Origin of the sequence: uncultured Aliiroseovarius sp., assembly GCF_947492455.1 — a bacterium.
Lineage (GTDB): Bacteria > Pseudomonadota > Alphaproteobacteria > Rhodobacterales > Rhodobacteraceae > Aliiroseovarius.
Window position 1 is genome coordinate 430,550 of record NZ_CANLNB010000002.1, and the last position, 17,015, is coordinate 447,564.

General features: G+C 61.2%; 16 protein-coding genes. 3 read left to right on the top strand and 13 right to left on the bottom strand.

Translation table 11 applies throughout. From position 1 onward, the window contains the following. Position 1: 1 nt before the first annotated feature. The 7 genes from Q0677_RS05505 to Q0677_RS05535 all read right to left on the bottom strand — a co-directional run bounded on the left by Q0677_RS05505 (position 2) and on the right by Q0677_RS05535 (position 6,791). Entirely contained in the window at positions 2–241 is a 240-nt protein-coding gene (locus Q0677_RS05505; RefSeq protein WP_298907509.1) for a DUF2484 family protein, read from the bottom strand. Further along, on the bottom strand, positions 238–477 hold the full coding sequence (locus tag Q0677_RS05510; RefSeq protein WP_298906845.1) for a DUF2484 family protein: 240 nt from the start codon (positions 475–477) through the stop codon (positions 238–240). Before Q0677_RS05510 ends, Q0677_RS05505 begins: the two co-directional genes overlap by 4 nt. Next, positions 474–1,667, bottom strand: coding sequence for an APC family permease (locus Q0677_RS05515; protein WP_298906848.1), 1,194 nt, complete (start codon positions 1,665–1,667; stop codon positions 474–476). The genes Q0677_RS05510 and Q0677_RS05515 overlap by 4 nt, the downstream gene beginning before the upstream one ends. 337 nt (positions 1,668–2,004) lie before the next feature. Next, the gene (gene murC, locus Q0677_RS05520) at positions 2,005–3,402 is read right to left on the bottom strand and encodes a UDP-N-acetylmuramate--L-alanine ligase (protein WP_298906851.1); all 1,398 of its coding nucleotides are present in this window, start codon (positions 3,400–3,402) and stop codon (positions 2,005–2,007) included. A gap of 24 nt (positions 3,403–3,426) precedes the next feature. Next, entirely contained in the window at positions 3,427–4,521 is a 1,095-nt protein-coding gene (gene murG, locus Q0677_RS05525; protein ID WP_298906855.1) for an undecaprenyldiphospho-muramoylpentapeptide beta-N-acetylglucosaminyltransferase, read from the bottom strand. Then, the gene (ftsW, locus tag Q0677_RS05530; protein WP_298906858.1) at positions 4,521–5,690 is read right to left on the bottom strand and encodes a putative lipid II flippase FtsW; all 1,170 of its coding nucleotides are present in this window, start codon (positions 5,688–5,690) and stop codon (positions 4,521–4,523) included. The genes murG and ftsW overlap by 1 nt, the downstream gene beginning before the upstream one ends. A gap of 183 nt (positions 5,691–5,873) precedes the next feature. Further along, positions 5,874–6,791 carry a DMT family transporter gene (locus Q0677_RS05535; protein ID WP_298906861.1) on the bottom strand — a complete coding sequence of 306 codons (918 nt, stop codon included), beginning with the start codon at positions 6,789–6,791 and terminating at the stop codon, positions 5,874–5,876. A gap of 112 nt (positions 6,792–6,903) precedes the next feature. Between Q0677_RS05535 and Q0677_RS05540 the strand changes: the two genes are divergently transcribed. Together Q0677_RS05540 and Q0677_RS05545 are read left to right on the top strand one after the other, a co-directional pair. After that, on the top strand, positions 6,904–7,161 hold the full coding sequence (locus Q0677_RS05540) for a metal-sensing transcriptional repressor (protein ID WP_298906862.1): 258 nt from the start codon (positions 6,904–6,906) through the stop codon (positions 7,159–7,161). 7 nt (positions 7,162–7,168) lie between these two features. Then, entirely contained in the window at positions 7,169–8,488 is a 1,320-nt protein-coding gene (locus Q0677_RS05545) for an MFS transporter (protein WP_298906865.1), read from the top strand. 15 nt (positions 8,489–8,503) lie between these two features. Here the strand turns inward: Q0677_RS05545 and Q0677_RS05550 are convergent, their stop codons facing one another. The 5 genes from Q0677_RS05550 to Q0677_RS05570 all read right to left on the bottom strand — a co-directional run bounded on the left by Q0677_RS05550 (position 8,504) and on the right by Q0677_RS05570 (position 13,842). Further along, positions 8,504–9,067 carry a cobalamin biosynthesis protein CobQ gene (locus Q0677_RS05550; protein WP_298906867.1) on the bottom strand — a complete coding sequence of 188 codons (564 nt, stop codon included), beginning with the start codon at positions 9,065–9,067 and terminating at the stop codon, positions 8,504–8,506. A gap of 101 nt (positions 9,068–9,168) precedes the next feature. Then, positions 9,169–10,614, bottom strand: a complete 1,446-nt coding sequence (locus Q0677_RS05555; protein WP_133488091.1) for an NAD(P)(+) transhydrogenase (Re/Si-specific) subunit beta — start codon at positions 10,612–10,614, stop codon at positions 9,169–9,171. A 13-nt stretch (positions 10,615–10,627) separates the two neighbouring features. After that, complete coding sequence (locus Q0677_RS05560; RefSeq protein WP_298906871.1) at positions 10,628–12,199, bottom strand: Re/Si-specific NAD(P)(+) transhydrogenase subunit alpha; 1,572 nt, start codon at positions 12,197–12,199, stop codon at positions 10,628–10,630. A 176-nt stretch (positions 12,200–12,375) separates the two neighbouring features. Next, positions 12,376–12,834 carry a methyltransferase gene (locus Q0677_RS05565; RefSeq protein ID WP_298906873.1) on the bottom strand — a complete coding sequence of 153 codons (459 nt, stop codon included), beginning with the start codon at positions 12,832–12,834 and terminating at the stop codon, positions 12,376–12,378. Positions 12,835–12,930: 96 nt separating this feature from the next. After that, on the bottom strand, positions 12,931–13,842 hold the full coding sequence (locus Q0677_RS05570; RefSeq protein ID WP_298906877.1) for a pirin family protein: 912 nt from the start codon (positions 13,840–13,842) through the stop codon (positions 12,931–12,933). Positions 13,843–14,164: 322 nt separating this feature from the next. On the opposite strand from Q0677_RS05570, the gene Q0677_RS05575 reads away from it, so the two are divergent. After that, positions 14,165–15,595 (top strand): Glu/Leu/Phe/Val dehydrogenase, encoded by a 1,431-nt coding sequence (locus Q0677_RS05575; protein ID WP_298906879.1) that lies wholly within the window; start codon positions 14,165–14,167, stop codon positions 15,593–15,595. Between the two features lie 70 nt (positions 15,596–15,665). Here Q0677_RS05575 and Q0677_RS05580 read toward each other — a convergent pair whose 3' ends face one another. Continuing rightward, positions 15,666–16,988 (bottom strand): N-acetylmuramoyl-L-alanine amidase, encoded by a 1,323-nt coding sequence (locus Q0677_RS05580; RefSeq protein WP_298906881.1) that lies wholly within the window; start codon positions 16,986–16,988, stop codon positions 15,666–15,668. Positions 16,989–17,015: the final 27 nt, after the last annotated feature.

Here is a 17,015-nt window from a genome sequence, read left to right on the forward strand (position 1 = left end):
CTCACCTCTTGCGCAGCCAGCGGGTCAGGTAGATCACCGGCCAGCGCAGGATCGACATCGCGCCCAGCAAGACCAGCAGCCCCACCCACGGGCCGTTCTCGTACAACACGTACCCCAATAGCGGAATGCCCACGGCGATCAAGACGTAAGCCACCCGCCAGTGGTGATCCTTTGACGGCGTCAGCGCGATGACCTGCGCCACAACCGCCCAGAGGCAGGCGAGGATCAGCGACAGCGTCATAGGCGTCCTGTCCATTTTCGGGCGAAGTACCACAGTGGGCGGCGAAACATCGACAGGAAAGCTGCCAGCCCGAGGACTGCCCAGATCCAGCCATGCGTGGCCCCAATCCAGAGAACCATAAACGGCGCAGAGATCAGCAGGATGATCCCCGGCGGGAATTGCATCCGCATCGGCAACAGCGCGACAATCGTCGCGGCGATGGCCCAGAGGGCGCCTGCGATCAAAGACGGGCTCAATGCGTGGCTCCGGTCAGGAAGGACGCGGCTAGCGCCGCTACGGCACCGATCAGGCCCAGCCACGGCACCCAGACAGCTGTGCGGAACGGCGCGTCGGGCTTTTTGCGTTTCAAAGCGATCAGCGCGATGTTCACCACCGCAAACACGATCAACAGCACGGTCGAGGTGACATTCGCCAGCTCGGACACCGGCAAGGCCAAGGCGGCCCCGATCACCCCTGCCCCCAGCAGCACCGTCGCCAAAGCGGGCGTGCCGAACCGGGGATGGGCGCGATAGAAGACCGACAGCAGCTTTTCCCGGCGCCCAAGGCCAAACAGCACGCGCGCCGCCATGACGATCTGTGCGAGCACACCATTTAACGCTGCGATCACGGCGATGCCGCCAAGAACGGCAGGAGAGGCCGCAAAACTGCTTTCCCAGACCAGCACCAAGGGCCGGCCCGAGCTTGCCAGCGCGTCCACCGGGACGGCACGCACAGCGGCGTAGGACACCAGTGCGTAAAGCAGGGTCGTGATGACCAAGGCGATCAGAATGGCACGGGGGACGGTGTGGGTGGGGTCTTTCGCCTCTTCCGCCATATTCACCATGTCCTCGAACCCGATGAAGGCGAAGAAGGCCAAAGCGGCGGCACCTGCGACACCGGGCCAATAGATCTCGGGTAGGTCAGTCAGCACAGCAACGGGCGGCGCAGTGAACCCCGCATAGACCACCGCGATCAGGCCCAATACCTCGATCACCGTGAAGATCGCGGCCAGCAACAGGCTCTCCAACACGCCCACAAGCGCGACGAGGGTCAGGGCAATGCCGATGCCAATGATGGCCCATGCGCTTGGGATATCGGCCAACGCCGTCAGATAACCAACGCCGCCGCGCAACACTGCCGCGGCGGATACGGTGCCCGCAAGCACGATGGCCAAGCCTATCAACACCGCCAGAACGTGGCTGTTCAGGCCTTTTTCCACATAGGCCGCCTCGCCCGAGGCTTCGGGAATACGCGAACTGAGTTCGGCGTAGCTGAGCGCTGACGGAGCCGCGATCAAACCTGCGAGCAAGAAGGCCAAAGGCGCCCAGACCCCAGCCTCGGCCGCCACGGCGCCCACCAGCACATAGATCCCGGCCCCGACCATGACGCCGACGCCATACATGGTCAGAAGACCAAGTCCGAGGTTTCGCTTTAGTGGGGCTGCCATATCTGCCTGCCTATTGTTGAGATCGCATGTTACGCCCCAGAATGCGCCAAAGCCAGATCAGAGAAACCACCGCGACACAGATTCCGAAGGCGTGAAACGCGTAGTCGAGAACAAGGTGGAGGACGAAGGCTGGACCTGCATCGATCCGTCCCCCTTCCAGATAGAAAACAAGGGAGTAGTGGGCGAACCATAACCCAATGCACAAAATGATTGCGACCAACAGCGCACGGATATAGCGCCCGCGCCACGCAAGAAATCCGCAGACAGGGATGCCGCCCAGGGGACGACAAGCAGCGGCCAAATCAGGATCTTGTAGACCGCCAGCATTCGCCCTCGCTTACCCCAAGCGTGCTGGCAGATTGTTCGCCCATGCGCTGATCGTACCGGCGCCCAGACAGACCACCATGTCGCCCGGTTGGGTATGTTCTTTCACCAGCGCCGTCAGGGCGTCTTCGCTCTCGACTGCCATTGCGTGACGGTGGCCGTGGCGGACAAGACCTGCGACCAGATCATCGCGCGAGGCGCCCTCGATCGGGTCTTCCCCGGCGGCGAAGACCTCGGCGATACCGACGACGTCTGCTTCGTTGAAACAGGCGCAGAAATCCTCGAACAGGTCATGCAGACGGGAATAGCGGTGAGGCTGGTGCACGGCAATCACGCGGCCCTCGGTCGCTTGGCGGGCGGCTTTCAGGACGGCGGCGATTTCAACCGGGTGGTGGCCGTAATCGTCGATGATGGTGACGCCATTCACTTCACCCACTTTGGTGAAGCGACGGTTGACGCCGCCAAAGCTGGCCAACGCTGCACGGATTTCATCGCGCTTCATGCCCAAATGGCGCGAGACCGCGACGGCGGACAAAGCGTTCGAGACGTTATGATCCCCCGGCATCGGCAGCGTGCAGCCTTCGATCTTGGTGCCTTCGTGGTTCAGCTCGATATCGAAATGCGCGACACCCGCCTTATAGGTCAGGTTTACGGCGCGCACATCGGCCTGCGCGTTAAAGCCATAGGTGACGACGCGACGGTCGGTAACTTTGCCGACCAGCGCCTGCACCTCGGGGTGGTCGGTGCAACAGACAGCCAGCCCGTAGAACGGGATGTTCGACACGAAATCAAGGAAACCTTGGCGCAGCGTATCAAAGTCGCCCCAATGCTCCATATGCTCGGGGTCAATATTGGTCACGATGGCAATCGTTGCGGGCAGGCGGTTGAAGGTGCCGTCGCTTTCGTCAGCCTCGACCACCATCCATTCGCCCTGCCCCATCCGCGCGTTGGATCCATAGGCGTGGATGATGCCGCCATTGATCACGGTCGGGTCAATATGCCCATGTACCAGAAGCTCGGCCACCATCGTCGTGGTGGTGGTTTTGCCATGCGTGCCCGCGACAGCGATGTTCGACTTCAGGCGCATCAGCTCGGCCAGCATCTCGGCCCGGCGCACGACAGGAAGGCCACGGGCGCGGGCGGTATCCAGCTCTGGGTTGCCCGGTTTGATGGCCGAGGAAATCACCACAACCTCAGCGTTTTCAAGGTTTTCGGCACGCTGACCAATGAAGATTTCGGCCCCAAGCCCCTTCAGGCGATCGGTGATCTTGGTCTCTTTCAAGTCCGAGCCCTGCACCTGATAGCCATGGTTCAGCAGCACTTCGGCGATGCCGGACATGCCGATCCCGCCAATGCCCACAAAGTGGATCTTGCCCATTTCGGTGGGAAGCTTGGTGGCTGCTGCGTTCATCGGTGTATCCTTCAGGTGTAGTTCTTAGGCCTGTGCGGCCAATTCTTCGACCAGCGCGACCAACGCGTCGGTTGCGTCGGGGCGGCCATGGGCCAGCGCGGCACGGGCCATCTGTTCGGCCCCTTCCGCGTTTTCCAGCACCAGCGCGACCTGTTCCGCCAGACTGTCCGGCGTCAGCATGCTTTCGGGCAGCAGGATCGCAGCGCCCGCATCCACCAGCCCCCGCGCGTTGGCGGTCTGGTGATCATCTGTGGCGCTTGGCAGAGGGATCAGGATCGACGGGCGACCAATGACCGAGATATCCGCGACGGACGATGCCCCTGCCCGGCTGATCACCAGTTGTGCCTCGGACATCCGGCGCGGGATATCGTTGAAAAAGCTCTGCACGTCGGCGCGGATGCCGTGTTCGGCGTAGAACGCGCTCACCCGCTCCATGTCTTCCTCGCGCGCCTGATGGCTGACCGAGATATGGCGCCGCAGATGCTCTGGCAGGCTGGCCAGCGCAGCAGGCACATGGTCGGACAGCGCACGCGCACCTTGCGAGCCGCCAATGACAAGGATCGACATCGGGTAATCACCGGGCGCGATATAGCCCGCACCCTGACGCGCCATGACAGCGCCGCGGACGGGATTGCCGGTATAGACGCCCTCAACACCGTCAGGCAGATCCGTTGGCCACGTGCCGCAGGCCACGCGGTTCACACGGGTCGCGAAGATCGTGTTTACCCGACCCAACACACCGTTCTGTTCGTGGATCATACGCGGCAGGTTCAGAAGCTTCGCAGCCCCCAAGGCGGGAATGGTCGGGTAGCCACCAAAGCCCACAACGGCCTTTGGACGATCTCGGCGCATCTTCAGGACAGCACCCAACACGCCGGCTCCGATGCGGAACGGCACTACAGCCTTCGCCACGATGCCGCCACGCTGGAAGGTGGCGGAGGAGACTTGCTCGATCTCGACCACATGGGGAAAGCCGCCTGTATAACGCGCACCGCGCGCGTCGGTCGACAGCTTTACCCGCCATCCTTTGCGCAACATTGCTTCCGCCAGCGCCTGCGCGGGAAACATGTGGCCGCCGGTCCCCCCGGCAGCAATCACAAGAAGCGGTTGGTCCGTCATTATCTGCCCTGCCTGTTCGCAAATACGTCCTGCATCCGGCCCTGCGGCCGCGTGCGGGTAAAGGCCAAAAGCATGCCAAGTGCAATACCCCCAGCAATCAAAGACGAGCCGCCATAGCTGACAAATGGTAAGGTCATGCCTTTCGCGGGCAGAAGGCGCACGGCCACACCCATGTTGATCAGCGCCTGCACGCCGAACATGGCAGCAAGGCCCGAGCCTGCCAAACGGATAAACGTATTCCGCTCGCGGATCAGGCGCAGGAAGCTGCGGACCACGATGGTTGCGTAAAGCGCAATGATGATCAGAACCAGAAGCAGGCCGTATTCTTCGGCCGCGACGGCGATGATGAAATCGGTATGCGCGTCAGGTAGCGACCACTTCACCTGCCCTTCGCCTACGCCAACACCAAAGAAACCGCCCTCGCGGATGGCGTTGGTGGCATAGCCCAGCTGGGTGGTCGGATCGACCTCGGGGTTCAGGAAGCCGTCGATGCGGCGCGCGAAGTGTTGCGAGTTGTGATAGGCAAACGTACCGCCAAGAACGACCAACCCAGCGGCCCCCACCAGCAACAGGATCGGCGCACCCGCCAGGAAGTACATCACGCCCCAGCCAAACAGGATCAGCGCCGATTGGCCAAAGTCCGGCTGCATCGCCAGGAACAGCACGATCACCGTGACCAAACCTGCGGACATGGCGCGTCCGGGCGGGCCGTTGATTTCCTGACTGGCCGCCATCAGCCACGCGGCAACGACCACGAAACCGGGTTTCAGGAACTCCGACGGCTGGACCGAGGCAAAGCCCAGCGAATACCAGCGCGTGGCGCCCTTGCCGAAATCCGTGCCCAGCACCGGCAGCAGCATCACCGCGACCATCGCCACCAGAAACCCAAGCACACCCAGACGGCGCACCATCTGCGGGGTCATCAGCGTGAAGGCGAACATGGTCATCAGGGCCATCACCCCGAAGATCAATTGACGTTCGACATAGTGGAAATAGCCCAGCCCGTTGCGTTCGGCCAAGGGGGGCGAAGCCGCCAACCCAAGAAGAATGCCGATGCCGAAAAGGATCAAGATGCACGAGACCGACCACTTGTCGATCGTGCGCCACCAACGGGGAAGAATGGGGTCGCCGCTTTGTGCGGGGACCGCGCCATACACCATTTCAGTCATGAATAACCGCCTGCAATTTACCTGTACCGCTCGTTATATCCGGCCCGTCCCTTTGCGGGTTATTGGTGCCGGTGTCTGTGCCTTTGCCTGTGGCCCCGTCTTGTGCGAGGTCTTGCGGCAAGAGTAGGTCAGTTTCACTAATAATTCCAGTGATTTTCCGCGGACCAAGAGGCCCATCGGCAATCACCCGCTTGAAGACTGGGCCGCGCGGGATTTTGCGCGGTCCTTGCCCAAACGCGCCTCGCGCCAGATGATCACCAACCCGGCGGAAATCACGATCCCCGCCCCTAACAGGGTTTGCGCGGTGGGCAGGTCTCCGAAAATGAGATAACCGAAGGCCAGCGCAAAGATCATCGAAGAGTAGTCAAACGGTGCAATGGTCGAGGCTTCGGCATGGGTATAGGCGGTGGTCAGCATCAGCTGCCCGACACCTCCGGCTAGCCCCGCCGCCAAAAGCAGCGCGAACTCGGGTCCCGTGGGCCAGACCCAGCCGAAGGGCAGGGTCAGCAACGACAGGGCAATCGCTGTAAAAGATGCATAGATCACCACGGTCGAGGGCGGATCCACCCCCACCAGCTTGCGCACGAGGATCTTGGCCGTCGCGATGAAACAGGCCGCCGCCAAGGCCAGCATCGCCCCGAAGGCCCGCAGGTCATCGCCTGCGCCCCAGCCCTGAAGCTGCGGCCACATGACGATCAGCACGCCGAACAGACCTGCCAGCACCGCCCCGATCCGCACCATGCGCACCTGTTCACCCAGAAAAATCGCGGCAAGGATCACCGTAATGATCGGCGACGCGTAGAGGATCGCTGTAATGTCGGGCAGCGACAGATAGGCAACGGCGGTAAAGTTCAGCCCCATCGCCATCACGCCCACCGTACCCCGGCTGACATGGCCCCACAGCTGCTGGGTGCGCAGCGCTGAATGCAAGCGCCCTTCGTATGCCAGCCACGCGGCGATCACCGGCAAGGCTAAGACCGAGCGGAAGAAGACGATTTCGCCGGGCGGCAGGTGGCCAGACGCGGCCTTGATCATGGCCTGCATGGACATGAAGAACGCTACCGATCCGAGCTTAAGGGCTATGCCGCGATTTTGGGTCATACCCTCGCATACGCGCTTGGATGGCGGGTTGAAAGGGAAACCATCGCGCGCGCCGGATCGTAGTATGGCAGACGGCCTTGCCCGATCCCCCCCGGGGGGATACGATCAAGGTATGGAACACGCACATACCCATGCCAGCCACCCGAAAATCTCGGCCCGCTTGAAACGTGCCGATGGACATCTGCGCTCGGTGATCGAAATGATCGAGCAAGGCCGCCCCTGCGTCGAACTTGCCCAGCAATTACAAGCAGTTGAAAGCGCCATTCGCAACGCGAAGCAGGCGTTGATCCATGATCATTTGGATCATTGCTTGGGGGACGAGACCTCGGCTGCGGTCGCCGAGCTGAAAGCGATCACCCGGTATTTGTGAGGCGACGATGTTCGAGGTCCTTGGCAACCGCACCTATCGCAACCTGTTTCTGGCACAGGTCGTCGCCCTGATGGGCACGGGGCTGGCGACGGTCGCGCTTGGGCTTCTGGCGTATGATCTGGCAGGCGAAAACGCCGCGCTGGTTCTGGGCACGATTTTCACCATCAAGATGATCGCCTATGTGGGGCTGGCGCCGATTGCCAGCGCCATGGCGGATCGGGTGAACCGGCGCGTCCTTCTGATCGTGCTGGATCTGGTCCGCGCGTCCGTGGTGCTCTGCCTGCCGTTTGCGACGACGCTGTGGCAGGTCTATGGGCTGATCTTCGTGCTGCAAGCAGCCTCGGCTGCGTTTACCCCCACTTTTCAGGCCACCATCCCAGACGTTTTGCCTGATGAAGAACACTATACCAAGGCACTGTCGCTGTCCCGACTGGCCTTTGATCTGGAAAACATCCTGTCGCCGACACTGGCCGCACTGATCCTGACCGCTGCCAGCTATAGCAGCCTGTTTCTGGGCACCACGCTGGGCTTCGTGGTGTCGGCCCTGATGGTGATGTCCGTGCGCCTGCCCGACCCAAAACCTGCCGCGCCGCGGGGCTTCTATGACCGCACCACGTTGGGCATCCGCATCTATCTGGCGACACCGCGTCTGCGCGGGCTGTTGGGGCTGAACCTTGCGGTCTCGAGCGCGGGCGCGATGGTGCTGGTGAACTCGGTCGTGTTGGTGCGCAGCCAGTTGGGGCTTGAAGAAAGCGCCCTCGCCTGGACCATGTTTGCCTTCGGGCTGGGGAGCATGCTGGCCGCACTCGCCCTGCCCCGCATCCTCCACGTCGCCCCTGAACGTCCCCTGATGCTGGGCGGCGCGGGGCTAATGGCCGCCACCCTCATCAGCCTTAGCACCGTGATCGCGGTCTGGGGGCTAAGTTGGCCCACTCTGTTGATCGCATGGACCGTAATTGGGGTAGGATATTCGACCGTCCTGACGCCCTCGGGGCGCCTCTTGGCCCGCTCGGCCCATGCCGAGGACCGCCCGGCGATCTTTGCCGCCCAGTTCGCCCTGTCCCATGCCTGCTGGCTGGTGACCTATCCGCTGTCAGGCTGGCTTATGACCGCATTCGGGACTGTACCAGCCCTGCTGATCCTCGCCGCGCTTGCCCTCATCGGGATCAGCGCCGCCCTGCGTTTCTGGCCCGCAGACGACCCGGTCGAGGTCGCCCATACTCACGACAACCTGCCCTTAAACCACCCGCATCTGAAAGGGCACCGGCGCCACACCCATGCGCTTGTGATTGACGACGCGCACCCGCAATGGGACTCGCACTTCTAAGCCCCGCCTTGCCTGTCAGAAATACAGAACCCAGCTGCGCAGGGTGTTCACCTCGAGCATCAAAAGGGCAAAGAAGGCCAGACGCCATCCCCAAGGTGCGTGTCTGCGCCACAAGACCACCACACATACCAAGGTGATCAGCGCCAGAATGGGGCCAATCCACAGCGCGTGGTGCCCACTGTCCCAATAGCTGAACGGGCTTTCAAAGACCCAATCGCTGAGCGGCCAGAAATGCGCGCGTCCATCGTCGTGGTGGAGCAGGAAGTCCGATCCGATATGCACCAGCCCCGACCCGGCAAAGGCCGTCAGCGCGCCCGAGGTCAGATAGAGGCCCAGCCCCAGCACTGCGCCCCACAGGATGAAAGAGTTGTCGACGGCAAAGATCCCTTGCCACGCGTCCGAAAAGTAGAGCTGGTTGAAGATCACACTTTCTGGGATCTGCTGCACGAACATCGCCCAGAACACCAGAAGATAGAGCGACAGATCGGGCAGGATCCCGCCCCCGATTGCCGCCCACATGGTCTTGCGGTCGTGTCCAAAGGCGGCAGCGCCAACGATCAGATGTGCAGGCGTGTTCATCAGGAAGTCCTACTGTTCGCCCGCCAACAGTGACAGGAAATCCCCCCGCACAAAAGCAAAACGCCCCCGGATCGGGGGCGCTTCACGTGATTTTGAGCGTCTTACTGGATCAGCGTCAGCAGCGTATCCAGCGACTGTTTGGCGTCGCCATAGAACATGCGAGTGTTCTCTTTGAAGAACAGCGGGTTCTCGATGCCCGAGTAACCTGCACCCTGACCACGTTTCGACACGAAGACCTGCTTGGCCTTCCAGCATTCCAGAACCGGCATACCGGCGATGGGGCTGTTCGGGTCGTCCTGAGCGGCCGGGTTCACGATGTCGTTCGAGCCGATGACGATGGCGACATCCGTTTCCGGGAAGTCGTCGTTGATCTCGTCCATCTCCAGCACGATGTCGTAAGGCACTTTGGCTTCCGCCAGCAGCACGTTCATGTGACCGGGCAGACGGCCTGCAACCGGGTGGATTGCGAAGCGGACATTCTTGCCCTTGGCACGCAGACGACGGGTCAGCTCGGCCACGTTCTGCTGGGCTTGCGCCACAGCCATACCGTAACCGGGGATGATGACCACACTGTCGGCTTCCTCAAGCGACGCGGCCACACCATCGGCGTCGATGGCGATCTGCTCGCCTTCGATTTCCATGGCCGGGCCGTCCGAGCCGCCACCAAAGCCGCCCAGAATAACGCTGATGAACGAGCGGTTCATCGCCTTACACATGATGTAGGACAGGATCGCACCCGACGAACCAACCAGCGCGCCCACAACGATCAGAAGGTCGTTGCCAAGCGAGAAGCCGATGGCAGCCGCGGCCCAGCCCGAGTAGCTGTTCAGCATCGACACAACCACCGGCATGTCGGCGCCGCCGATGCCCATGATCAGGTGATAGCCGATGAACAGAGCAGCGACAGTCAGGATGATCAGCGGCAGGAAGGATGCGGTGTTCAGGTACCAAATCAGGCAGATGACCGAGAGCGCAGCCGCGCCCGCGTTCAGCATGTGACCGCCCGGCAGCTTTTCAGCCGACGAGGTTACTTTGCCCGACAGTTTGCCGTAAGCGATCACCGAGCCGGTGAAGGTCACGGCACCGATCCAGACGCCCAGCGACAGCTCAACCAACAGGATGTTGATCTCGACCGCCGATTTCTTGGCAATCAGTTGACCGAAGCTGCCCAGCTCTTTCACGGCATCTTTGCCGATGGCCAGAGCTTCTGCGGCGTTGCCGATTTCAAAGTGGGCGTTGAAGCCAACGAACACAGCGGCCAGACCGACCAGCGCGTGCATGCCAGCCACCAGTTCCGGCATCTGTGTCATTTCGACCTTGGATGCCAGCTGATAGCCAATGACGCCGCCTGCTGCGATCAGCGGGATCGACAGCCACCACAGACCGGCACCGGGGCCGATCAGGGTTGCAGCCACCGCCAGCGCCATGCCGACAATGCCATACCATACCGCGCGTTTCGCGCTTTCCTGTCCCGACAGACCGCCAAGGGAGAGGATGAACAGAACTGCTGCAACAACATATGCAGCCGTGGTGAAACCAAATTCCATGATCTCTACCCCCTTACGATTTCTGGAACATGGCGAGCATGCGCCGTGTCACGAGGAAGCCGCCGAAAATGTTGATCCCGGCCATAAAGACCGAAGCTGCGGCCAACAGGATGACCAGGAACGAGCCCGATCCGATCTGCATGAGCGCACCCAGGATGATGATCGACGAAATGGCGTTGGTCACAGCCATCAGCGGTGTGTGCAGCGAGTGCGAGACGTTCCAGATCACCTGGAAGCCCACAAACACGGCCAGCACAAACACGATGAAGTGCTGCATGAAGCTGGCAGGGGCATAGAGACCGGCTAGCAGCATCAGACCACCACCAACCGCCAGCAGGGTCACCTGCTGTTTGGTCTGCGCTTTGAACGCGGCAGCTTCTTGTGCTTTGATCTCTTCCGGCGTCAGTTCCTTGACCTCGGCCTTCGGCTGGGCCGCGATGGCCTGCACTTTCGGCGGGGGCGGCGGGAAGGTGATCTCGCCCTGATGGGTCACGGTCGCGCCACGGATCACGTCATCTTCCATGTCATGATTGACCACACCGTCTTTTTCCGGTGTCAGGTCCGTCATCATGTGACGGATGTTGTTGGCATAAAGCGACGACGACTGGGCTGCCATACGCGACGGGAAGTCGGTATAGCCGATGATGGTCACGCCATTGTCGGTCACGACCTTCTCGTCCATCACGGTGCCTTCGGCGTTCCCGCCTTTTTCGGCCGCAAGGTCAACAATGACCGAGCCCGGCTTCATCGCGTCGATCATGTCTTTAAGCCAAAGCTTCGGAGCTTCGCGGTTGGGGATCAGCGCGGTGGTGATGACGATGTCCACTTCCGGGGCCAGTTCACGGAACTTGGCCAGCTGAGCTTCGCGGAATTCCGGCGAGGACACAGCGGCGTAACCACCGGTGGCGGCACCATCCTGCTGCTCTTCTTCGAAGTCCAGATAGACGAACTCGGCGCCCATGGATTCGACCTGTTCAGCCACTTCCGGGCGTACGTCGAACGCATAGGTAATCGCACCCAGCGAGGTCGAGGTACCAATGGCGGCCAGACCAGCAACACCAGCACCGACAACCAGCACCTTGGCAGGCGGAACCTTACCAGCGGCGGTCACCTGACCGGTGAAGAAACGGCCAAAGTTGTTACCGGCTTCGATCACGGCACGGTAGCCAGCGATGTTTGCCATCGAGGACAGCGCGTCCATTTTCTGCGCACGCGAGATACGCGGCACCATTTCCATGGCAATGACGCTTGCGCCGGACTTCTTGGCTTTCTCAAGCCCGTCCTCGTTGCCGCCCGGATTGAAGAAGCTGATCAGCGTCTTGTCCGCGGTCAGGCGCTTCAGCTCGGTATCGTTCGGCTGACGCACTTTCGCAATGATGTCTGCAGCTTTCCAAAGCGCGGCTGCGGTCTTTACGACCTCGACACCTGCTTCTTTATATACCGCATCCGAGAAACCAGCAGCCTCACCTGCCTTGGTTTCGATCACGCAGTCATAGCCCAGCTTTTGCAGCATCTTGGCGCTTTCCGGTGTCATTGCGACCCGGTTTTCGCCCTCAAATACTTCCTTGGGTACACCGATTTTCACAGTCTCTTCCTTCTCCCGTCGTGTGCCGAACGAGGGGTCATCCCTCGGCCCCGGCGGTTTCATGGCGCATTCTATACGCATCCGCTGCGCAAGAAGCTATCGTTTCAGCGATCATTGCGACAATATTATTTCAATACGCGACAGCACGTCGCGGCGCAATGCCGCTTTGCAGCAATTTATAGCCAGCGACGCACGGTCGCGGCCCAGTTTTTGAACTCATCGCCAAAAATGGCGGTCAGTCCTTCCTCTTCTCCTATGATGAAGCGCGTCGTGATGATTCTTGTGAAGATGGGCACCAGGATCAGCGCAGGCAGCACGTCCCAGCGCAGGATCAGCCCGCCCAAGACCAGCGCATCGCCCAGATAGATCGGATTGCGGGTCAGGCGATAAATGCCGTTTTGCAGAAAAGCAGTTGGCGTTTGTCGCGGGATGATCGTGGTGCGTGCGCGCAGAAATTCCCATACGGCCAAACCCATTACCCCCAGCCCGACCGCAACCAGTCCGTTTCCCAGCCAGCGCGTCCAGCCCAGATCAAAGCCTAGCCCCGGAACAAAACGATCCACCCCGAAGGCCGCAGCGGCCATCGCGATCAACCAGATCGGGGGGAGATCAACAAGGCGGAGCAGTCGGGACATGGAACCAGTAAAAAAAGGGCAGCGTTCCTGCCCTTGTAACAATTCGTCAGATTTATGCAATGACCGACGCAATGAAAACGGATTGCGACATTTCCGCTAGTGCGCGGGCTTGATAAAAGTCCCGTTACGCAGGTCGCTCATGGCTTGGCGCAGCTCGTCTTTCGTGTTCATCACAATAGGTCCATGCCACGCGACGGGTTCGCGGATCGGAGCGCCCGCGACCAGAAGGAAGCGGATCCCCTCGGGCCCGGCCTGCACGCGCACCTCGTCGCCCGCACCAAAGCGGATCACGGTGCGGTTGCCAGACAGGTCGCGGATGTTGACCTCTTGGCCCATCACCTCTTTCTCAAGCAGCACGCCCTGAGGGGCGGCGGCGTCGGCAAACGCCCCTGCCCCTTCAAACACATAGGCAAAGGCCTGACGGCGCGTATCGACCGGCAGTGTCTTGGTGACCCCTGCAGGCACGCTGACATCCAGGTAAAGCGGATCCGCCGCGATGCCATCGACCGGACCGGAGCGGCCCCAGAAATCGCCCACGATCACGCGCACCTTGGTGCCGTCGTCCTCTTCAATCACCGGGATCTCGACCGAAGGCACATCCTGATAGTTCGGCGCCGTCATCTTCAGATCACGCGGCAGGTTGGCCCAAAGCTGAAACCCGTGCATCTGCCCCTTGGCGTTCGCGATGGGCATTTCCTGATGCATGATGCCAGATCCGGCGGTCATCCACTGAATGTCGCCCGCGCCCAAACGGCCCGTGTTGCCAAGGCTGTCCTCATGCTCGACCTCGCCGGCCAGAACATAGGTAATGGTCTCGATGCCGCGATGAGGGTGCCACGGGAAGCCCTTTTCGGACAGGCGCGGGTCGTCATTGCGAAAATCATCAAACAGCAGGAACGGGTCATAGGCCTTTGGATCGTGGAACCCAAAGGCGCGGTGCAGATGCACCCCGGCGCCTTCCAGCGTGGGCTTGGATTGATCAGCAGAGAGAACTGGGCGAATGGACATGGGAACCTCGCTTCCTTGACTGTGTGTCTGCCTAGAAGCTAGTGATCCGCGCCCCTCCGCACAACACGCACAGCTGAACAGGGATGCGTTCAAAAATGCACAGAGTTGTGCGATGAAATTCTTAAGATACAAGGTGGGATGGCGTTACGCACATGCCACTTTTGAAACAGAAAACACCCCTTCATAACATGACCATTCGGTCGGGTATGTTAGGGGTGGTACTTTGATCAGATCTTCCTAACCTCTGTGTCGTAATGTCGCAAAGCAATGCGATTCTGCGGCATCGCAGCAAAACAATGCAAAACCTGTACAGAGGTACAAAATGTCCCTTACGAATGAGCCGAGTTTTCGAGAGTCCGTTGAACTGATGTTCAACCGGGCGGCGTCCCTGATGAACCTGCCTTCGGGCCTAGAGGAAAAGATCCGTGTCTGTAACGCGACCTACACGGTCCGTTTTGGCGTGCGTCTGCGCGGCGAGATCAAGACGTTCACCGGCTATCGCTCTGTCCATTCAGAGCATATGGAACCCGTAAAAGGTGGTATTCGCTACGCCATCTCGGTGGATCAGGACGAGGTCGAGGCGCTGGCCTCGCTCATGACGTTCAAATGCGCACTGGTGGAAACGCCGTTTGGCGGCTCGAAAGGCGGGCTGTGCATCGATCCGCGCGAATATGAAGAGCACGAGCTGGAACTGATCACCCGTCGTTTCGCCTATGAGCTGGCAAAACGCGACCTGATCAACCCGTCGCAAAACGTCCCTGCCCCCGACATGGGCACCGGCGAACGCGAGATGGCGTGGATCGCCGACCAATATGCCCGCATGAACACGACCGACATCAACGCGCGCGCCTGTGTGACCGGCAAGCCGCCGCATGCTGGCGGCATCGCGGGCCGTGTCGAAGCCACCGGGCGTGGCGTGCAATATGCTCTGCGTGAATTCTTCCGGCACCCCGAGGACGTGAAGCTTGCCAATCTAGATGGCAAACTGAAAGACAAGCGCATCGTCGTGCAGGGGCTGGGCAATGTGGGCTACCACGCCGCCAAATTCCTATCGCATGAGGATGGCGCACGGATCATCGGGATCATCGAGCGTGATGGCGCGTTGTATGATGCCAACGGGCTGGACGTTGAAGCCGTGCATCAGTGGATCGCGGGCCATGGTGGCGTGAAGGGGTTTGCAGATGCCCAATACGTCGAAAATGGTGCCGAGTTGCTGGAAATTGAGTGTGACATCCTGATCCCGGCCGCGCTTGAGGGTGTGATCAACCTGACCAATGCCGAACGCGTTCAGGCCCCCTTGATCATCGAGGCCGCGAATGGCCCGATCACCTCGGGCGCGGATAAGGTGCTGCGCGACAAGGGGACCGTGATCATCCCGGACCTTTATGCCAACGCGGGCGGTGTGACCGTTTCCTATTTCGAATGGGTCAAGAACCTCAGCCACATCCGCTTTGGTCGCATGCAGCGCCGTCAGGAAGAAGCGCGCCACCAGCTGGTGGTAGACGAGCTGGAGCGACTGGATCGCTATCTTGGCGACGCCTGGTCGATGTCGCCAGAGTTCAAAGAGAAGTACCTGCGCGGTGCGGACGAACTTGAGCTGGTACGCTCGGGTCTGGATGACACGATGCGGGTGGCCTATCAGTCCATGCGCGAGGTTTGGCATTCCCGCGACGATGTGGATGACCTGCGCATGGCCGCGTTCATCGTGGCGATTGACCGCATCGCGGCCAGCTATCGCGCCAAAGGTCTGTAAGACAGGAAAAACAAGAAAAGGCCACTCAGTGAGTGGCCTTTTTACTTTTACAACAGCGCCTTAAGCGTCTCTATTGACGCAACAGATCAGCCTGAGCTGCGTCCTGCAACACCCAGTATTGCAGTGCTTCCCGAATGCCCCGCGCCGCATCCGCCCGCCATTCACGCGAGGTCAGAAGCTTGCGGTCCCGCTCGGACGACAGGAAGCCAAGCTCGATCAGCACCGACGGAATATCCGCCGCTTTCAGGACCGAGAACCCGGCCTGCATGCGCGGGGTTTTATAGGTTGACCCAGTGGCGCTGTGGATCCCTTCGACAAGGCTGTCGGCCAAGGCTTCCGCACGCGGCGCCGTGTCGGCCCGTGCCAGATCCATCAGAACAAGCGCCACCGCGTCATCCTGTTGTGACAGGTCTACACCGGCCAAAATATCGCTGCGATCATGGCGTTCGGCCAGTTTGCGCGACGCCTCGTCGGACGCCTCTTGCGACAGCGTATAGACGCTTGCCCCGGTCGCCCGCCCTTGCGCCAAAGCATCTGCGTGCAACGACAGGAACACATCGGCGCCTGCGCGCCGCGCGATCGAGACACGCTCTTCCAGCGGCACGAATTCGTCGCGGTCGCGCGTCAGGACGACGTTGAAGCCCCCCGCGCGCACCAGCTCTTCCTTCAACTCGCGCGCAAAGCGCAGCATCAGATGGGCCTCGACCACACCGCCCCGCTCGGCCCCCGGATCGATGCCGCCGTGCCCGGGGTCAAGAACCACGGTCACATCGCCGACCCCACGCTGGCGCGTTTTGGGCGCAGGCATGGGACGCGCCGGGCGGTCAAACAGGGCATCCTTGGGCGCCCCTGCCTTCGCCGCGAACTCCGCGCCCGAGACCGCCGCCAGATCAACACGCAGGCGCGCGCCCTCGGCCCGTTGGGACACGGCCACGGGTTGTTCTTGAGTGGATAGACCAGCCGACACCACGTCGACCGGAGCATTCAAACTGAACACAATCCGCGTCCAGCCGGGACGGTAGAGCCCGGCATGAATGTCCGAAAACCAGTCGCCCTGAGCCAGAAGCTTTGGGATATCAATGCCCTGCCAGTCCAACTCTGAGAAATCCACGACCAGACGCCGGGGATCGTCCAAGGTGAACACACGCCACGGCACCGCCTGTGTCATAGGCACCTCGATGGCGACGCCGCGCCACCGGTCCTGAAGCGTAACCCCGTCACCGGCCAGATAGGCCAAGCCGCTGAGCGCAGCGGGGCTTTGGGTGGGGACGGACAGGACAGGTGCCCGATCATCCCCTGCCCCGGTGGTCGCTTGGGCAGGAGCGCTTACGCTGGGCCGTGGCTTGGGCACCAACGAGGTATCGGGCGCAGAGGTGGTGTTGGCGGCGGCCATAAAAGGGCACACCACCGACAACAGCGC